Source organism: Asaia sp. VD9, assembly GCF_037150015.1.
Lineage (GTDB): Bacteria > Pseudomonadota > Alphaproteobacteria > Acetobacterales > Acetobacteraceae > Asaia.
The window spans coordinates 473,132-489,146 of the sequence record NZ_JBBCQM010000001.1 but is presented as its reverse complement, the minus strand read 5'-3'; the positions used below and the strand labels follow the sequence as shown (position 1 = coordinate 489,146).

16 protein-coding genes and 1 tRNA gene are annotated in these 16,015 nt (G+C 61.0%); 10 read left to right on the top strand and 7 right to left on the bottom strand.

Annotated elements, in window-relative coordinates:
• Window positions 1–6 precede the first annotated feature (6 nt).
• The 3 genes from rpe to WFJ47_RS02200 all read left to right on the top strand — a co-directional run bounded on the left by rpe (window position 7) and on the right by WFJ47_RS02200 (window position 3,737).
• Window positions 7–681: a ribulose-phosphate 3-epimerase gene (gene rpe / locus WFJ47_RS02210; RefSeq protein ID WP_127102749.1), complete on the top strand. Its 675-nt coding sequence runs from the start codon at window positions 7–9 to the stop codon at window positions 679–681.
• 27 nt (window positions 682–708) lie between these two features.
• Window positions 709–2,565 (top strand): heparinase II/III family protein, encoded by a 1,857-nt coding sequence (locus WFJ47_RS02205; protein ID WP_336760572.1) that lies wholly within the window; start codon window positions 709–711, stop codon window positions 2,563–2,565.
• A 101-nt stretch (window positions 2,566–2,666) separates the two neighbouring features.
• Window positions 2,667–3,737, top strand: coding sequence for a glycosyltransferase family 4 protein (locus tag WFJ47_RS02200; RefSeq protein WP_336760659.1), 1,071 nt, complete (start codon window positions 2,667–2,669; stop codon window positions 3,735–3,737).
• On the opposite strand, the gene WFJ47_RS02195 is transcribed toward WFJ47_RS02200, so the two are convergent.
• From WFJ47_RS02195 to WFJ47_RS02175, 5 genes are all read right to left on the bottom strand, one after another.
• A complete protein-coding gene (locus tag WFJ47_RS02195) occupies window positions 3,738–4,352 on the bottom strand; it encodes a response regulator transcription factor (RefSeq protein ID WP_127102752.1) in 615 nt (204 codons plus the stop codon). It abuts the gene before it with no gap.
• Window positions 4,349–5,428, bottom strand: a complete 1,080-nt coding sequence (locus tag WFJ47_RS02190) for a histidine kinase (protein WP_336760569.1) — start codon at window positions 5,426–5,428, stop codon at window positions 4,349–4,351. Before WFJ47_RS02190 ends, WFJ47_RS02195 begins: the two co-directional genes overlap by 4 nt.
• Window positions 5,425–6,030, bottom strand: a complete 606-nt coding sequence (locus WFJ47_RS02185; protein WP_336760567.1) for a hypothetical protein — start codon at window positions 6,028–6,030, stop codon at window positions 5,425–5,427. The genes WFJ47_RS02190 and WFJ47_RS02185 overlap by 4 nt, the downstream gene beginning before the upstream one ends.
• A gap of 283 nt (window positions 6,031–6,313) precedes the next feature.
• Window positions 6,314–7,558, bottom strand: a complete 1,245-nt coding sequence (gene tyrS, locus WFJ47_RS02180; RefSeq protein WP_336760658.1) for a tyrosine--tRNA ligase — start codon at window positions 7,556–7,558, stop codon at window positions 6,314–6,316.
• 314 nt (window positions 7,559–7,872) lie between these two features.
• The gene (locus WFJ47_RS02175; RefSeq protein WP_127102756.1) at window positions 7,873–8,538 is read right to left on the bottom strand and encodes an alpha/beta hydrolase; all 666 of its coding nucleotides are present in this window, start codon (window positions 8,536–8,538) and stop codon (window positions 7,873–7,875) included.
• A gap of 473 nt (window positions 8,539–9,011) precedes the next feature.
• On the opposite strand from WFJ47_RS02175, the gene WFJ47_RS02170 reads away from it, so the two are divergent.
• The 7 genes from WFJ47_RS02170 (at window position 9,012) to WFJ47_RS02140 (ending at window position 14,373) form a co-directional block, all read left to right on the top strand.
• The gene (locus WFJ47_RS02170; RefSeq protein WP_336760565.1) at window positions 9,012–10,100 is read left to right on the top strand and encodes an aminotransferase class V-fold PLP-dependent enzyme; all 1,089 of its coding nucleotides are present in this window, start codon (window positions 9,012–9,014) and stop codon (window positions 10,098–10,100) included.
• Complete coding sequence (locus tag WFJ47_RS02165; RefSeq protein ID WP_336760564.1) at window positions 10,097–11,245, top strand: cysteine desulfurase family protein; 1,149 nt, start codon at window positions 10,097–10,099, stop codon at window positions 11,243–11,245. Before WFJ47_RS02170 ends, WFJ47_RS02165 begins: the two co-directional genes overlap by 4 nt.
• 23 nt (window positions 11,246–11,268) lie before the next feature.
• A complete protein-coding gene (locus WFJ47_RS02160) occupies window positions 11,269–11,583 on the top strand; it encodes a ferredoxin family 2Fe-2S iron-sulfur cluster binding protein (RefSeq protein ID WP_127102759.1) in 315 nt (104 codons plus the stop codon).
• 38 nt (window positions 11,584–11,621) lie between these two features.
• Window positions 11,622–12,686 (top strand): tRNA 2-thiouridine(34) synthase MnmA, encoded by a 1,065-nt coding sequence (gene mnmA / locus WFJ47_RS02155; protein WP_127102760.1) that lies wholly within the window; start codon window positions 11,622–11,624, stop codon window positions 12,684–12,686.
• Window positions 12,687–12,701: 15 nt separating this feature from the next.
• The gene (locus WFJ47_RS02150) at window positions 12,702–13,361 is read left to right on the top strand and encodes a glutathione S-transferase family protein (protein WP_336760562.1); all 660 of its coding nucleotides are present in this window, start codon (window positions 12,702–12,704) and stop codon (window positions 13,359–13,361) included.
• Between the two features lie 453 nt (window positions 13,362–13,814).
• A complete protein-coding gene (dksA, locus tag WFJ47_RS02145; RefSeq protein ID WP_127102762.1) occupies window positions 13,815–14,228 on the top strand; it encodes an RNA polymerase-binding protein DksA in 414 nt (137 codons plus the stop codon).
• A 70-nt stretch (window positions 14,229–14,298) separates the two neighbouring features.
• Window positions 14,299–14,373, top strand: a tRNA-Thr gene (locus WFJ47_RS02140).
• Window positions 14,374–14,561: 188 nt separating this feature from the next.
• Here WFJ47_RS02140 and WFJ47_RS02135 read toward each other — a convergent pair.
• Both WFJ47_RS02135 and WFJ47_RS02130 read right to left on the bottom strand, forming a co-directional pair.
• Window positions 14,562–14,882, bottom strand: a complete 321-nt coding sequence (locus tag WFJ47_RS02135) for a type II toxin-antitoxin system HicB family antitoxin (RefSeq protein WP_336760656.1) — start codon at window positions 14,880–14,882, stop codon at window positions 14,562–14,564.
• A 147-nt stretch (window positions 14,883–15,029) separates the two neighbouring features.
• Complete coding sequence (locus WFJ47_RS02130) at window positions 15,030–15,602, bottom strand: hypothetical protein (RefSeq protein ID WP_336760560.1); 573 nt, start codon at window positions 15,600–15,602, stop codon at window positions 15,030–15,032.
• Between the last annotated feature and the right edge of the window lie 413 nt (window positions 15,603–16,015).

Genomic DNA, 16,015 nt, shown 5'->3' with positions numbered 1-16,015 from the left:
AGGATTATGCCCCAGTTGAAGACGCCCCTGATTGCACCGAGCATTCTCAGCGCCGATTTCGCGCGGATGGGAGAGGAAGTCGAGGCCGTGGTGCGCGATGGGGCCGACTGGCTGCATCTCGATGTGATGGATGGGCATTTCGTCCCGAACATGACTTTTGGCCCGGGCATGGTGGCGGCCCTGCGCAACCGGACAGACAAGCCTTTCGATGTTCATCTGATGATCGAGCCGGCCGATGCCTTCATCGAGGCTTTTGCGAAGGCGGGAGCCGACCATATCCATGTGCATGTGGAGAACAACCCGCATGTGCATCGGACGCTGCAGCACATCCGTGCCCTGGGCAAGAAGCCCGGCATCGCCATTTGTCCCGGTACGCCCCCTGAGGCACTCGACTATCTGCTCGATCTGGTGGACATTATTCTGGTCATGACGGTCAACCCGGGGTTCGGCGGTCAGAAATTTCTCGAAAGCCAGGTGCCCAAGATCCGCAAGCTTCGACAGATGGCCGACGCCACGGGTCGTGATATCCGTATCGGGGTCGATGGCGGTATCGATCTCGCCACAGCTCCCCTCGCGACGGGTGCCGGTGCGGATATGATGGTCGCAGGGACTTCCATCTACGGCCAAGACGACTATGCTGCAGCGATCACATCTCTGAGACAGGCGGGGAGCCTGTCCTGATCATCTGACCAAGGGGATCCTACCGGCATGTTCGGACGCTGGGCGCGTGAAGCTCGTCTTTCATTTGCCCGGCTTCCATCGAGCGTGCCGGGTATTGCCCGCGCGCCCGATCGCCCCGTTCATGCCATACGCGATATCTGGCCGGGCAATCCGGATCATGGCGCGCGTCTTGTCAGCGGAATTGCACGGTTCGAGGGGCGGAATATTCCGCTCCGTGCGCATGACTGGGAATATGCCGATCTCGCAGGGCCGGTGCGCGACTGGCTACAGGGCTTCACCTGGTTGCGCGATCTGCGTGCTCTGGGCAGCGATGAAGCCCGACTCTATGCACGATCCATCGTCGCGAGCTGGCTGGACCAGCCTCCAATCGACCCGCTCGTCCTCAACGCTCCGGCAGCGGGAGCGCGTCTGGCGTCATGGCTGGGGCATTTCGATTTTTATGGGGCTTCGGCCAGTGAGGCTTTTCGCCAGAGCGTGATGGACCGTATTCTGGTCGAGGGCAGGCTGATTTCGATCATGCTGCCCTTGCCGGAACAGGGCTGGAAGAACTTCACCGCACTCAAGGGCTTGCTGGCTGTGGCTGTGGCCATTCCCTCCCAGACCGGATTTCTGCATCGCTTCCATCGTTTCCTGGAGCAGGAACTCGATCGTCAGATCCTGCCTGATGGCTCGCTGCGCGAACGTAGTCCGCAGGCCCAGATGGAAGCGGCGCGCGAACTGGCCGAGATCAACGTTTTCATGCGCATGGCGCAGCTTGATCCGTCCGAGCGTGTGCAGGGTGCCCTTGCACGGGTCTGCCCCGTTCTGCGCGCGCTGCGCCATGGCGATGGCGGCCTGGCGTTGTTCAACGGAAGCAAGGAGCAGGATGACCGTCAGATCGACCGGATCATCCAGTACGGCGCGCGACAGAGATTATTGGCCGCCTCCATGCCCGATGGCGGCTTCTGGCGTATTGCAGCAGGCAAGGCTCTGCTCTTTGTCGATGGCGCAGCACCGCCTGCGACCGGTTATGATCAGAGTGCCCATGCGGGTGCGCTTGCACTTGAGTTTTCCCATGGTCGGCAAAGGCTCTTCGTTAATTGCGGTGGCGCAGCCAGCGGCTCCTGGAAGCGCGCGCTGCGCGAGACGGCGGCTCATTCCTCGGCTGTGATCGAACAGACCTCCTGTTGCGATTTCGACCCTGCGGGAAGCATTGCCAGACGCCCGGCTCATGTCACTCTTACCCATCAGACCCAGGATGGGGCGCATTGGCTCGATGGGCAGCATGATGGTTGGTATCCGGGCTTTGGTGCGAGCTGGCGTCGTCGCCTTTATCTCGGCCCATCGGGAGAAGATCTGCGCGGTGAGGAATGTGTGGATGGCGAGCGCCGCGTTGCGTTTGCGTTGCGCTTCCATCTGCATCCCACTGTGCAGGCCGAGCTGGCGCCGGATGGGGACGAGGTGCTGATGCATGCGGGTGGTATGATCTGGCGCTTCAGGCAGGAGGGAGGTTTGCTCTCTCTTGAGAAAAGTGTCTATGCGGGGGGTGATAAGCCCGTGCCCTCCCTCCAGATCGTTGTCCGCCCCGCCTCTTTGCGCGCGCCTCTTCCCGTCCAGGCGGATCCTGACGCCGATGACCCAGTGGTTGCGCACGAGGCGGCCGATTTCGAGAACGGCTCGGAGCCGCTGGGAGGCGCAGAAGGGGCTGAACAGGGTTCCTCCGCCGCAGATTCTGACATCTCCTCCCCGGAAAACCAGACAGATGATGCCGGGGAGCCGGCCTCGGGGCCGGGATCCGCTGGCAACGATGCCGGTTCGACGAGGCTATCTGCCCCGGCCAAACCCATCGAGCCGCTGCCTGCGCGTCAGGTGATACAATGGGTGATGGAGCGTGTACCGGAATGAGCAAGAGGCGATCGCGCAGAATAGGAACCTCGCCGGGCGACACTCTGCTGCCGAATGAGGGGCCTCGGCGCATTCTGGAAATCACCAATGTCGATTTCTCGATGCGGCAATTCCTGCATCCACTCATGCGTGCCCTGCGCGATGCCGGCCATGTGGTCGAGGGCGGTTGTGCCGAGGGGCCGCATCTTGCGGTCCTTCGTGCGGATGATTTCGTCGTCCATCCCCTGCCAATGGCGCGGTCCTTCTCACCTGTCGCGCAGATACGCGCCCTGATTGCCCTGATCAGGCTGATTCGGCGTACCCGGCCTGATCTTGTTCATGGGCATATGCCTATCAGCGGATTTCTGGCGCGGCTGGCCGCGTGGTGGTGTGATGTGCCGTGCATCGCCTATACCTGCCACGGCTTCCTGTTCAACCAGCCGGGCAAGCGTCGACGTCGACTCCTGTCATTTCTGGTCGAATGGCTCGCAGGTCAGATCACTGATCGCTACATGACTGTCTCGCAGGAAGAGGCTCGGGATGCACGCCGACTGCGCATTCATCCCTGGCCGGAAGCTGTGGGGAATGGACGCGATCCTGCGCTCTACCGCCCCGATGCTGACGCCCGTCAGGCGATGCGTCGTGAACTCGGACTCTCTGACGAGGCCGTGGTGGTCATCGCCGTCTCCCGTCTGGTGCGGCATAAGGGATATCCGGAATTACTGCGGGCCATGGAGTATGTGCCCGACGCTGTGCTGGTGATCGTGGGCGAAGGTCTCGCTTCGGATCATGGCGACAGGATGGAGGCCGAGTTCGCCCATGCGGCTCTGGTACTGGGCGATCGGTTGAAAATGCTCGGTTACCGCGAGGACACGGCGCGATTGCTCGCCGGGGCCGATATCTTCGTGCTGCCGAGCCATTTCGAGGGGTTGCCGATGTCAGTCATCGAGGCGATGCTGACAGGGTTACCCGTAATTGCCAGCGCGATACGTGGCCCCAGAGAACAGGTCGTGGAGGGAGAAACAGGATTTCTCGTCCCGCCTGGGTTCGCAGCTCCTCTGGGCGAGGCGCTGGTTCAGCTTGTCCGCAATCCTTCGCTTCGGTCTGCGATGGGCATGGCCGGACGCGAGAGGGCCAAAAGTCTCTATGCCGAAAATCGTGTCCTGGCGCGTGTGGTGGCGCTGTTGGATTGATCAGAGCCAGCCATTCTGGCGGGCGATACGGCTGGCTTCGACGCGGTTGCGCGCGCCGATCTTCTGTATGATATCCGAAAAGCAGTTGCGCAACGTGCCGGGAGACAGATCGAAAACCGAGGCGATCTGTTCGCTTGACTGACCGGACTCGACCAGCCGCAAGATGGCCCGGTCGCGTGGGTTCAGCGGATCATGGCTCGCATCCCATACCTGCTGGGCAAGACTCGGCGCTATGGCCCGACCGCCACGGCCGATATTGCGCAGCGCATCGCTCAGCTCCGCGATAGGGGCATCCTTGAGAAGATAGCCCCGCACGCCGGCATTCAGCGCACGCTTGAGATAACCAGCCCGCGCGAAGGTGGTCACGATGACCACAACCGTATGGGCACGCATGGTATGAAGCGCTTCTGCCAGTTCGATCCCGCTCATTTCTGGCATTTCGATGTCTGTCAGAACGATGTCGGGTCTGTGTGCCCTGACCAGAGTCAAAGCCTCCTGACCGTCGCGTGCCTTGCCCACGATCTCGAAATCAGGCTCGAGCGCAAGCAGCGCCGCAAACGCGTCGAGAAGCATGACCTGGTCTTCAGCGACAACGAGGCGCAGCTTTTGCCTCATGATGCGTCTCCGAGCGTAATGACGAGCGTCGTTCCATCCGGGCGATGAAGGATGGACAAGGTGCCATCGATCTCGGCCAGACGCGCGCGTACGCCGCTTATACCATTTCCTTCCCGAAATGACAGGATGTTTTCAGAGGCTGAGTCGCGAGCGTGGTAATCGGAAACCTCGAGCTGTGCCGGGCCTGAGGGCGTATTTTGGAACCTGATCTGGCAAGAGGCCGCCTTGGCATGACGCAGGATGTTCGTGAGGCTCTCTCTCAGGGCCATTGCCAGAACCCCCTCGCTGCGCGCCGGCATGAGCGCACGCTCCCCCGAGATCTCCGTGCGTATGCCCGCCTTGGTCAGGGCATCGACCCCGGCACTCAGTTCCTGTGCCAGTCCGGTGACCCGCATGGCTGTGACAGCCAGGCGCGTTTCGGCCAAGGCTTGCCGGGCCTTGAGGCCAATCTCTGCAATCTCCTTGTCTGCCATCTCGGGAGCATGGGGGAGGTGACGTTGGGCAAGCTCCGATTTCAGCGCAATCAGGGTCAGGGAGTGACCCAGCGTGTCGTGCAGATCCCGGGCGAAGCGCTCCCGCTCGGCAATCAGGGTCAGCGCCCTTATCTCGTTCTGCGCTGCGGAGAGTGCCTCGTTCTGACGATGAAGATCCATCGACAGACGCATCGTAACGAAGGTTCCGACCGCGACGATGAGCGTTATCAGGCCGCCGATCACCTCTTCCCGAACCGCCCAGGCGATCAGGATATAGGCGGCGAGTATGGCACCGAGTAGGGTAAAACTGCGTGGGCGTCGAGTGATCGCGCCGCAGGTTGCCGCGGCCGAGATGAAGAACACCCCCCAATATCCCTGGAAGGGGATGAGGGCAGCGCCAATTGCGGCATAGGCGAATGCGCGTATCTCGATGGCCGGACTCAATTTGCCGGGGAGTAATGGCAAGGTGAGGAAGACGATCACCCCGGTGATGAAGGCGATGCCCCCCCAGGGGGGAATCCCGCGCGCGAGCCATGGTAGCGGATAGAGCAGCAGATAGATGGCGAAGGTACTGCGCCGGAAGACGAGGCTTGCCCTCTTCATGGTGCGGCCCTCCCGGGAGCGGTCAGGGTTTCGACCCCCGTGCTCTCCTCGAGGCTCGTGCGATCCGGAAGGTCTGTCGGATAGGTGCTGCGTAACAGGCGCATGACCGCACCGAGCCAGCAGGAAAGCGCCGTACCCAGCCCCGCGACCGCCAGATGATAGGGAGGGGGCAGGGGTAGCGAGCCAAGCGTGATGATCATGATGGCCATGCCCGTTGCCAGGTGAACCGGCTCGTTCATGGCCCGACCGAGAGGCAGATAGGAGCCGCCAATGATCATTCCGGCCGCAATGATCATCAGATCGGGGCGGTGCAGCATGCCAGTGATCGTCCCGGCAAGAAACAGGAGAATGGTCCGTGCGCGCCTTGCCCGCTTGGCCAGCGCGTGATCGATTACGATCTCGGGCCGGGCGAGAGCGAGATCACGGGTGAGAAAACCCCAGGCCAGCGGCGCGCTGATGATCCCGATTGCCGCCAGTGAGTAGCTGGGTGAAACGGAGAGGGCCGAGAGACCGCGTGAAGCCCAGATCGCAGCGAAGGCGAGGCCTGTCAGATCGGTCGCAGCGTAGCGCAGCAGGTGCTTGCGGGGTGAGGCAGGTGTCATAGCGAGGCTCCCATGATCAGGACATCATGGAGCGATCATGGGGCAGCGCCAGCCCGGAAAGAAGTGTGCGTCGTCACGCCCTGATTCTGACGCGACGTGACATTTTGTTCAGCTGCGCAGGAGGTAGCTCGCCAATCGCTTCTGTCTGCACCGCATTCGGCGTTTGTCCGGAACGGGCGCGTCAGACCGGTTGAAGTTCATCCCGCCAGGGTTCCATAAGGAAACGGCGGCAGGGAGCCCTCACGGAGCTCCCTGCCATAGGCATTCGCGGTGCATCGCAGCTTCAGACGGGTCGAATCAGGAGGTGGCGCTTCTTTCCCGAAGAGAGCTTGAGCGCGCCCTCAACGAGATCCGAGATGCCGATTACCTGGTTCTCGTCCTGAATCGCGCGATCATTGAGGCGCGCCCCGCCGCCACGGATCAGACGACGTGCCTCGCTATTCGTGGCGACCAGACCTGATTCGCCGAATAGACGAAAGGCCGGAATACCTGCTTCCAGATCGGCACGGGGAAGATCGCGCGACGGCAGATCCGCAGCGAGGCTGCCTGCCTCGAAAGCCTGTCGTGCTGTCTCCGCCGCTGCAAGGGCGGCGTCGCGACCATGGCAGATTGCGGTGGCTTCGGTGGCGAGGATTTTCTTGGCCTCGTTGATTTCGGCCCCTTCAAGGGCACCCAGCCGCTCGCATTCCTCGACAGGCAGATCGGTGAAGAACTTGAGGAAGCGTCCTACATCGGCATCCTCCGTGTTGCGCCAGAACTGCCAGTACTCAAATACGGGTAGTTTTTCGGCGCTCACCCAGGTGGCTCCCTTTGCCGACTTCCCCATCTTGACGCCGGAAGCGGTGGTAACGAGCGGGGTAGTCAAGCCAAAAACCTGCTTGCCATCTGTCCGCCGTGCCAGATCGATCCCTGCCACGATGTTCCCCCACTGATCAGAGCCTCCCATCTGCAGGACGGCACCATGGCGCCGATTCAACTCGCGGAAATCATAGGACTGGAGAATGGAGTAGTTGAACTCCAGAAAGGTCAGTCCCTGTTCGCGGTCCAGACGCTGCTTCACGCTGTCGAAAGAGAGCATGCGGCTGATGGAGAAATGGACGCCCACATCCTGGAGCAGTTCAATATAGGAGAGGCGGTCCAGCCAGTCGGCATTATTGACCAGCATGGCATCGCTGGCGCCTGTGCCAAAGCTCAGGAACTGGCGCAGGCTGATCTCGATCCCGGACAGGTTATGCGCGAGCTTTTCGGGGCTCATCAGGGCGCGTGCCTCGTCACGAAAGGACGGATCGCCGATCTTGGCCGTGCCGCCCCCCATGAGCGCGATTGGGCGATGGCCATGTTTCTGCATCAGGCGCAGCATCATGATCGAGAGCGCATTGCCCACATGCAGCGAGTCTGCAGTGGGGTCAAAGCCGATATAGCCTGTTACAATGCCCGCCAGCATCGCCTCATCGAGGGCGACCAGGTCGGTACACTGGAAAATATAGCCCCGAGCGTCAGCCTCTTTCAGGAAGGGACTTTTCAGCACGTATTCAGCCATATCGGTTTCATCCACTCAAATCGGGTTGGCTCGGCGTGAGATCACGCTCTGGGCAAAACCCCGTCTCATCGAATTGACCCACGCATGCTTCCTTGAAGCGAGTTGGGCGCATAGGGAGTTGACTGCCGTTCGGTTCCTTGCGGCAGGGGGCGTGCTCTAGCATGAAATTGGGGGAAAGCCGACCTGTCGCCGAAGGCGCGCCCCAATAATTCCACCCAGGATAACAAAAAAGGCGGGGACAGCCCCCGCCTTTTCTGCATTTCGTCTGGCCCGGTTCCGCTCCGGGGAGTCGGGATCGTCTCTTAGTCGGCGGCAATCGCAAGAACGCGACGATTACGCATGACCGTCACATGATCTTCCAGAGCAAACGCCACCTTATCGGCTTCGCTGGCAAAAATATGGTTCGCACCTTCGAAGACGCGGTAATCGACTTCCACGTTCTTCTGGGTGTTCAGTTTGTCCACTAGCTTGCGAATGCCGGGCTCGGGAGCCATGTCGTCCTTGTCGCCTGCGATCATGAGTCCACCACAAGGGCAGGGGGCGAGAAAGCCGAAATCATAGTCATTGGCGGGGGGCGCAACGCTGATCCAGCCACTGATTTCAGGGCGACGCATGAGCAGCTGCATCCCCACGAAAGCACCAAAGGAATACCCCGCAATCCAGAGCTCGTTCGAGTTCGGATTGACCATCTGCATCCAGTCGAGCGCCGCGGCTGCGTCGGAGATCTCGCCGATACCGCCATCATAGCGGCCCTGCGACCGTCCGACGCCACGCGAGTTGTAGCGCATGACAGAGAAACCCATTTTCTCGAACGACCGGTACATCGTGTAGGTGATGCGGTTGTTCATGGTGCCGCCATGAAGCGGATGCGGATGCAGGACCAGAGCGAGCGGCGCATTGGGCTCGTCAGAATGGTGGTAGCGACCCTCCAACCGGCCATCGGGGCCGGCGAACATGACTTCTGGCATCAAAATGCTTCCGAATTGACCTCCTGCTGGCGGAAACAAGCCGCAGGAGAGACGTGTTTTTATTGGGAAATCGGACCTGCTCCAATGTCAGGAACCTGCACAGGGGCAGGCGGTCCCGGGGGGATCAGGTCAGGAAGAACGGCGAGGAAGCGTCAGCCGTGTCGCACCGTGCGCGCTGGTATGGGGGGAGCGGCTGGCCGAGCGTGAAAACCACGAAGGGATTCGACAGGCGTTGAAACGCACATGGACTGGCTCCTCGACGATGAGGGGATATCGAGTGGATATTCCCTGACGCGGCGTGGGCTCGGTCGGACTGCCCAAAAGGCCTCCCATGACGGGGGCACCACGCCATCATTGGCGGAGTGTATAACGAGGCTGAAGGGTAAAATTCCACAGAAATCGTCAGGGGGCATCATTTCGCGATTCTGCGCTTTTGACTTGCACTCCCTCGAATCAGGCCGATTTATAGGCGCATGACGGTTTATCTCGACGCCAATGCTACCGAAATTATGCGTGATGAGGCCATGGCCGCCATGGTGGACGCGCTCAGTCTGGCTGGTAATCCGTCATCCGTTCATGGGCCGGGTCGCATCGCGCGACGTGCGCTCGAGGCGGCGCGCGACCAGGTCGGTCGGTTCTGGGAAGCCGGGCCGGAGCAGGTGATCTTCACCTCGGGGGGCACGGAGGCAAATAGTCTGGCCATCCATGCTTTTGGCGCGGGGCGTCGTCTGCTTGTCGGTGCAACGGAACATGACGCAGTCCGTATGGCCGCGAATGAGGTTGTGACTCTGCCTGTTCTGGCTGATGGCCGTTTATGCCTTGAAACTCTCGAGGCTCAGCTCAGGCAGGACGGTCATGCGCTGGTTTGTGTCATGGCGGCCAATAACGAGACCGGTATCCGTCACCCTGTTGAGGCTGTGCAGGCGCTATGCGCCCGTCACGGGGCCCTGCTTCATGTCGATGCGGTGCAGATTGCCGGGCGTGTGCCTTTCAGTGTCGAGGGGCTAACCAGCCTCGCTGTCTCCGGGCACAAGGCAGGGGGCAGCAAGGGAGCGGGGGCGCTCATTCTGGGAGCCGAGGGTCATGTCGCCCCCATGATGCGCGGAGGAGGGCAGGAGCGCGGAAGACGGGGGGGCACCCAGGCACTCCCTGCTATCGTGAGCATGGCTGCCGCGTTCGAGGCCGCAGGGGCACAGGACTGGAGCCCGGTCGCGGCGCTGCGCGATCGCATCGACAATGCCGCCCTGGCGTGCGGCGCGCGTGTCACTGGAGACAGGCTGGCGGCCCGTCTGCCCAACACAACCTCCCTGATACTGCCCGGCGTTTCTGCCCAGACACAGCTGATGATGCTGGATCTGGCCGGATATGCTGTTTCGACCGGGTCGGCCTGTTCGTCAGGGAAGGTCACGGCCTCTCACGTCCTCGAAGCGATGGGGCTGGGTGCGGTGGCGGCCAATGCCATCCGGGTTTCGCTGCCCTGGAATATCGATGAGGCGGCGATCGAGGGTTTCATCGTGGCTTATCAGGCCATGGCTGCCCGGCTGGGAAAGAATGCGGCATGATCTATCTCGATAACCAGGCAACGACACGTTGCGACCCGGATGTGCTGGCCAGGATGCTCCCCTGGTTCAGCGAGGATTTCGGCAATCCGCATAGTGAAGGCCATGCGGCAGGTCATCGCGCAGCCGAGGCTGTGGAAACCGCGCGGGAAGAAGTGGCCGCGCTGATCGGGGCAATGCCGCGTGAGGTCGTTTTCACCTCCGGCGCGACCGAGGCCAATAATCTGGCGATCAAGGGGGCGGCGCGCTTTCTGGCGCGGCAGGACAGCCCGAGGAAGCGCCTGATCACCGTAGCGACCGAGCATAAATGCGTCCTCGAATCGGTACGGGAACTGGCAAATGAAGGGTTCGACCCCGTCATCTTGCCCGTCTCGTCCAGCGGTCTTCTCGATCAGGCGCATCTGGCGAAGGCCCTCGAGACGCCGACGGCACTCGTCAGCGTCATGACCGCCAATAACGAGACCGGGGTCATTCAGGATATTTCTGCCCTATCGGCCATGGCTCGCCAGGCCGGGGCGCTGTTCCACACCGACGCTGCCCAGGCGGCGGGCAAGATGGCGCTGACTTGTGAGGGCGTCGATCTCATGTCGCTCTCGGCGCATAAGTTCTACGGCCCGAAGGGAGTTGGTGCGCTCTATGTCAGGCATCGCCCCCGCGCGCGGCTCCTGCCGCTCTTCTCTGGTGGTGGTCAGGAGCGCGGGCTGCGCTCGGGCACATTGCCCACCCCGCTCATCGTGGGATTTGGACGCGCCGCCCAGCTGGCCCGAGCCAGCCTTGAGGAGGAACAGGTGCGGCTGCGATCCCTGCGCGGAACGTTGCTCGAAGGGCTCGAGACGCTGTTTCCCGGTATCGGCGTCAATGCGGAGTCAGCGCCAAGGCTCGCTGGCGCGCTTAATCTGATCTTCCCGCCAGGCTATCTGGCGCGGGACGTCATGGCTGCTCTACCGAAGGTGGCGCTTTCAACGGGCTCGGCTTGTACCTCTGCAGAGGTGTCCCCTTCTTATGTTCTGACGGCCATGGGGCTCGAAGCAAAAGACGCTGCACGATGCTTGCGTCTGTCTCTCGGACGCTTTACCTCCACGCCCGAGATCGTGCAGGCACTCAGGCAATTCGAGGGCGCTGCGCGCAAGGCCTATAAGGCTGCGTAACGAACAAGCAGGGTAACAAGAACATGCCACATATGATTTTCGTCGAGCAGGACGGGTCGCGCAAGGAAGTCGATGCCCCGGTCGGCCTGTCGGTCCTCGAGATTGCCCATAAGCATGATATCGAACTCGAGGGAGCCTGCGAGGGCTCGCTAGCCTGTGCGACCTGCCATGTAGTGGTCGATCCGGAATGGGCGGACAAGCTCTCGGCGCCGACGGATGACGAGGAAGACATGCTCGATCTCGCATTCGGTCTCGAAAAAACTTCCCGTCTCGGGTGTCAGATCGTTATGACAGACGCGCTGGATGGTCTGGTTGTGCGTCTGCCCAAGACGTCCTGACCTCCGCCTGACGCTTTTTCCAGAATAAGAGAGATCTCATGCGTATCCTTGTTGCCATGTCGGGAGGCGTGGACAGTTCTGTTGTGGCCGCATTGCTGAAACAGGAAGGGCATGAGGTCATTGGTGCGACGCTGCAGCTTTATGACCACGGTCAGGCCGTGTCGAAGCCAGGCGCATGCTGTGCCGGGCGCGACATCCTCGATGCGCGTGCTGTCGCCGATCGGCTGGATATCCCCCATTACGTGATCAATGCGGAAGACCGTTTCCGCAGTAGCGTCATGGCGAGCTTTGCCGATAGTTACGCGCGTGGCGAAACGCCTGTGCCCTGCGTCGCCTGTAATCAGGGGGTGAAGTTCACTGACCTGTTGGCCATGGCACGCGATCTGGGCTGCGAGGCAATGGCGACTGGCCATTACGTCCGTCGCCTCGAAGGGGAGGGGCGTGCCGAACTGCATCGACCGTCCGATGTCTCACGTGACCAGTCCTGGTTCCTCTTCGCGACCACCCAGGATCAGCTTGATTATCTGCGCTTCCCTCTGGGGGACATGCCGAACAAGGATGCCGTGCGCCGGAAGGCCGAGGAGTTTGGCCTGGCTATCGCGGCCAAGCCCGACAGCCAGGATATCTGCTTCGTGCCGTCAGGTACGTATGCTTCGGTCGTCGAGAAGCTGCGCCCTGAGATCCATGGATCGGGCGAGATCGTGGATGAAACAGGCCGCGTGCTTGGCCAGCATGAGGGCATTGCCCGTTACACTGTCGGGCAGAGCAAGCGCCTGGGCGACATTCATACCAAGGATGGGCGCCGCCAGATCGTCAAGCGTATCGACGCCACGACGCGCCGCATCATCGTCGGCCCAAAGGATAATGCCGGGAAGCTCGAATTTTCCCTGCGGGACATGAACTGGCTGATCGACCCGTCATCTGAAGGCGTGCGCTGCCACGTTCAGATCCGAGCCCGCGAGATCACCCGGGAGGCCTGGGTCTATCCTCTTGCCGGGGGGGCGCGCGTAGTATTGGATGAGGCGGCCATGCCCGCGCCGGGTCAGGCCTGCGTGCTGTATCAGGGCAGCCGCGTTCTGGGCGGGGGCTTCATCCTTTCCTGAGGGGAGCCGGGTCTTATGAACCGTCTTGTCATTGGTACGCGCCGCTATTCTTCCTGGTCCCTGCGTGGCTGGCTTGCCGTGCGCGCAGCGGGGCTCGATGTGCCGGATCATGTGATCGCGCTGCGCGGTGGCGGTCAGACCACCGAAATCCACGACGTTTCCCCAAACGGGCTCGTTCCTTTTCTCGAACATGACGGGGCGCAGATCTGGGAAAGCCTCGCGATTTGCGAGTATTGCGCCGAGTTCGCTCCGAGCCTCTGGCCCGAGGAGCGCAAGGCGCGCGCCCATGCACGCAGCATCGCTTCAGAGATGCACTCCGGGTTTCGTGCCCTGCGTCAGGCCCTGCCCATGAATCTTGGCCGCGAGGGGCGCGCGCTGCCTGAGATGAATGCCGAGGTGCTCAGGGATATTGCCCGTATCGATGCGCTTTGGGTCGATACATTGGCGCGTTTCGGCGGGGAAGGGCCCTATCTGTTCGGGACCGTTCTGGGTAATGCGGACATCATGTTCGCTCCGGTCGTTTCCCGTTTCGCGTCCTATGCGGTGGCGCTCTCCCCGCGGGCAGCGTGTTATCGGGATGCTGTGCTCGCTCATCCGCTCATGAAGGAATGGACGGCCCTTGCAGCCGCAGAGCCCGCGTCCTGGCGTCTCGATCCTTATGAGTCACTAGGCTAATTTTGTACGATCAGCCGAACGACGCCGCCTGATACCGCCCGATCGGGCGGTATCGACGCAGTATGGCAATGCAGCGGCCAGATCAGGCGCAACGCCGACAAGAAAAACGCGCACGCCGATCAATAACGCGTCGCACGCCTCCTATGTCAGGCTTTGGGAAAAAAATTCAAAGTTCATAATACAGGATTATTGTTCTCTACCGCATAGGTGCAAAGACAATGCGGTTATGTCATTTTCATTACACAGATAGGATTTATAGAGTTTCGAGCTTTATTCAGTCCTTTCGCTGCGGTTTATGGCAAATCGGGCTTGGCTTATCAGCCCTGCCCTTGTATAAGCCGCGCCAAACCAGCCATACCGTTTTGCTCAGGATACGGGTTTGGGCCTGTGTCCTTCTCAGGGCGTCTTGCGGAGCGGCAAGGTTCAAGCGATTTGCGTTAAGGACAGACGTGCATGATCACGCTCCCCCCGGATTATCGGCCCTCTGACGAAGAAGAGTTCATGAATCCGCTCCAGGTGGAGTTCTTCAGACAGAAATTGCTCCGCTGGCGCAATGATCTGCTCAAGGAAGCCAATCTGACGCTCGCCAGTCTCTCGGAAGGGGGGATACACGAGGCCGATGTGACCGACCGCGCCAGCGTCGAGACCGATCGTGCGCTGGAACTGAGGACGCGTGATCGCGCCCGCAAGCTCATCGGCAAGATCAATCTCGCGCTGCAGCGCGTCGAAAACGGGTCATACGGTTACTGCGAGGAAACGGGCGAGCCGATCGGCCTGCGGCGTCTTGAGGCGCGTCCGATCGCAACCATGTCGATCGAGGCGCAGGAGCGTCATGAGCGCATGGAAAAAATTCATCGCGACGACTGATTCTTTTACAAAAAAAAGCGCTTTCGGGGCTTGCAGCTTTCAGGCTGAGAAGCTACGAAGCGCTCCAGTTGCTGCTGTAGCTCAGTGGTAGAGCACTCCCTTGGTAAGGGAGAGGTCGCGAGTTCAATCCTCGCTAGCAGCACCACGATTTTCCTGACAATTCGATTGAGACGCTTGAGCGATTTTTCGGCCTCCGGGACGAGAAAGTGTTTCAGTGATTGTGTCCTCAGCGGAGCAGCCGTGCTACGGATCTGCTCGTTCGACACCCTCTCATGGGCTCAAGCCATCAGAGCGAGCCAGGCGATCATGCCAGAGCGCGGTTCGTTTCATGCGCTAGTGCGTCTGCCCGGACGGGCCACAGCGCGGCGCCGTGATCGTGGTGTGCACATCCGACTCTCCGAACAGCACCGTATTGAGAGGCGAAACCCCAAACCCATACCGGCCCGGCCCGGCCCAATCGCGCCCGGCGCGGAGGTGAACAAGCAACGATGGGCGGAGCACGTTATGCCCGTTCTCGATGGCGTCCTTGATCCATTGGGTGATGGCCTTGGCCGCGCGGCTTAGTGCTTCATCGGATGTGTCTCCTCCCGTGAAGTAGCCAGGCAGATCAGGCACAATCGCGCCGAATGCCCGAGTTTTCGAGCCCATCTCGATGACGACTGGAGAGGTTATGCACGTCTCCAGTCACTGGCTATATGCGCCGGGCTCGTTCTTTCCCTGCGCGCGAGAGGTTCACGCCGCGTCCTCCCTTTCCACGACCAGTCTGGGTCAAGAGAGGGGGGCAGGACCGTCCGTCTTCTGTCAGGTGTCGACCTCAGGCGGAGGCTTTTTCGCCAGACCGAAGCCGGGTATTCGCCAACCGATCATGGCGAGCCGTGCGGTCTGATAGATCGGTGGCGCGAGGAAAAGGCCGCCTGCAAGATAGCCTGTCATGGAGATCGCCGGAACTGTCGGGTTCAGCGCTGCGGCGATCACGGCAGCGATCATGCTGGCTACAAGGATCATGATTGCCGAGACGAGACCGACGATGCGGGCCTGGATGAGACTCTCGCCTTGCCTGTCATCCGCCCGGGCAATGAACGCGGAGAGGCTGTTCATAACGAGGCTCAACCATATCAGGGGCGGAAACAAGGCGAAAATCGGAACGCTGATGAAACCGATCGGGCATCGCAGGAATAGAAAGGCGTCGAGTGCGAGAAAGAGCCACGCGATACTGGTCGAGAGGCGCAGATCACAGCGCAGCGGAGCTTTGCTCTCGGTGTCGAGGCTCTGGTCCAGCGCAAGCGCTTTTGCGACGGGCTTCACAAGCAAGTCGAGAGTGGCGCCTAGGGAACGCGAAGATTGTTGCGCCCAAGGGGATGGCTGCCGGGTCATGACGCGTTCCCAGATGGAAGAGCGCGTCGGATGAGTGTCCGGAAATAGTTGAGCAAAAACATCTGTTCATCCTCCTGGAGGCAAGTACAGCGGGTCTTTGGCAAATATTCAGGCGTGAGTTCCTGCGATCATAAACAAGATGATCATCGCCCTGGCGATAGCACGATGCAGCGGGCAAGACATGATCGTTTATCGGCACCTCATCCTGATGCGGCTGTCGGGCAGTTGCAATTTTTTTCTCTGCTGGTCGGAATCTGGAGCGCTTGCGCGAAGGCGCCGCGGGCCTGGAGGGTCCGATATCTCCCCGCGCCTCTGTATCAAGGGCCATTGGATGGTCCAATTCCGGACTGTCTATTCGAGGGGCGCGTGTACTCCCGGACTTCGGTCCTGCATCTTTCAGAAAAGCGACACAT

Bases quoted from the DNA above. Each gene is read 5' to 3' on its own strand.
- rpe (WP_127102749.1), top strand. From the start codon at position 7: ATGCCCCAGTTGAAGACGCCCCTGATTGCACCGAGCATTCTCAGCGCC.
- WFJ47_RS02205 (WP_336760572.1), top strand. From the start codon at position 709: ATGTTCGGACGCTGGGCGCGTGAAGCTCGTCTTTCATTTGCCCGGCTT.
- WFJ47_RS02200 (WP_336760659.1), top strand. From the start codon at position 2,667: ATGCGGCAATTCCTGCATCCACTCATGCGTGCCCTGCGCGATGCCGGC.
- WFJ47_RS02195 (WP_127102752.1), bottom strand. From the start codon at position 4,352: ATGAGGCAAAAGCTGCGCCTCGTTGTCGCTGAAGACCAGGTCATGCTT.
- WFJ47_RS02190 (WP_336760569.1), bottom strand. From the start codon at position 5,428: ATGAAGAGGGCAAGCCTCGTCTTCCGGCGCAGTACCTTCGCCATCTAT.
- WFJ47_RS02185 (WP_336760567.1), bottom strand. From the start codon at position 6,030: ATGACACCTGCCTCACCCCGCAAGCACCTGCTGCGCTACGCTGCGACC.
- WFJ47_RS02175 (WP_127102756.1), bottom strand. From the start codon at position 8,538: ATGCCAGAAGTCATGTTCGCCGGCCCCGATGGCCGGTTGGAGGGTCGC.
- WFJ47_RS02170 (WP_336760565.1), top strand. From the start codon at position 9,012: ATGACGGTTTATCTCGACGCCAATGCTACCGAAATTATGCGTGATGAG.
- WFJ47_RS02165 (WP_336760564.1), top strand. From the start codon at position 10,097: ATGATCTATCTCGATAACCAGGCAACGACACGTTGCGACCCGGATGTG.
- WFJ47_RS02160 (WP_127102759.1), top strand. From the start codon at position 11,269: ATGCCACATATGATTTTCGTCGAGCAGGACGGGTCGCGCAAGGAAGTC.
- mnmA (WP_127102760.1), top strand. From the start codon at position 11,622: ATGCGTATCCTTGTTGCCATGTCGGGAGGCGTGGACAGTTCTGTTGTG.
- WFJ47_RS02150 (WP_336760562.1), top strand. From the start codon at position 12,702: ATGAACCGTCTTGTCATTGGTACGCGCCGCTATTCTTCCTGGTCCCTG.
- dksA (WP_127102762.1), top strand. From the start codon at position 13,815: ATGATCACGCTCCCCCCGGATTATCGGCCCTCTGACGAAGAAGAGTTC.
- WFJ47_RS02130 (WP_336760560.1), bottom strand. From the start codon at position 15,602: ATGACCCGGCAGCCATCCCCTTGGGCGCAACAATCTTCGCGTTCCCTA.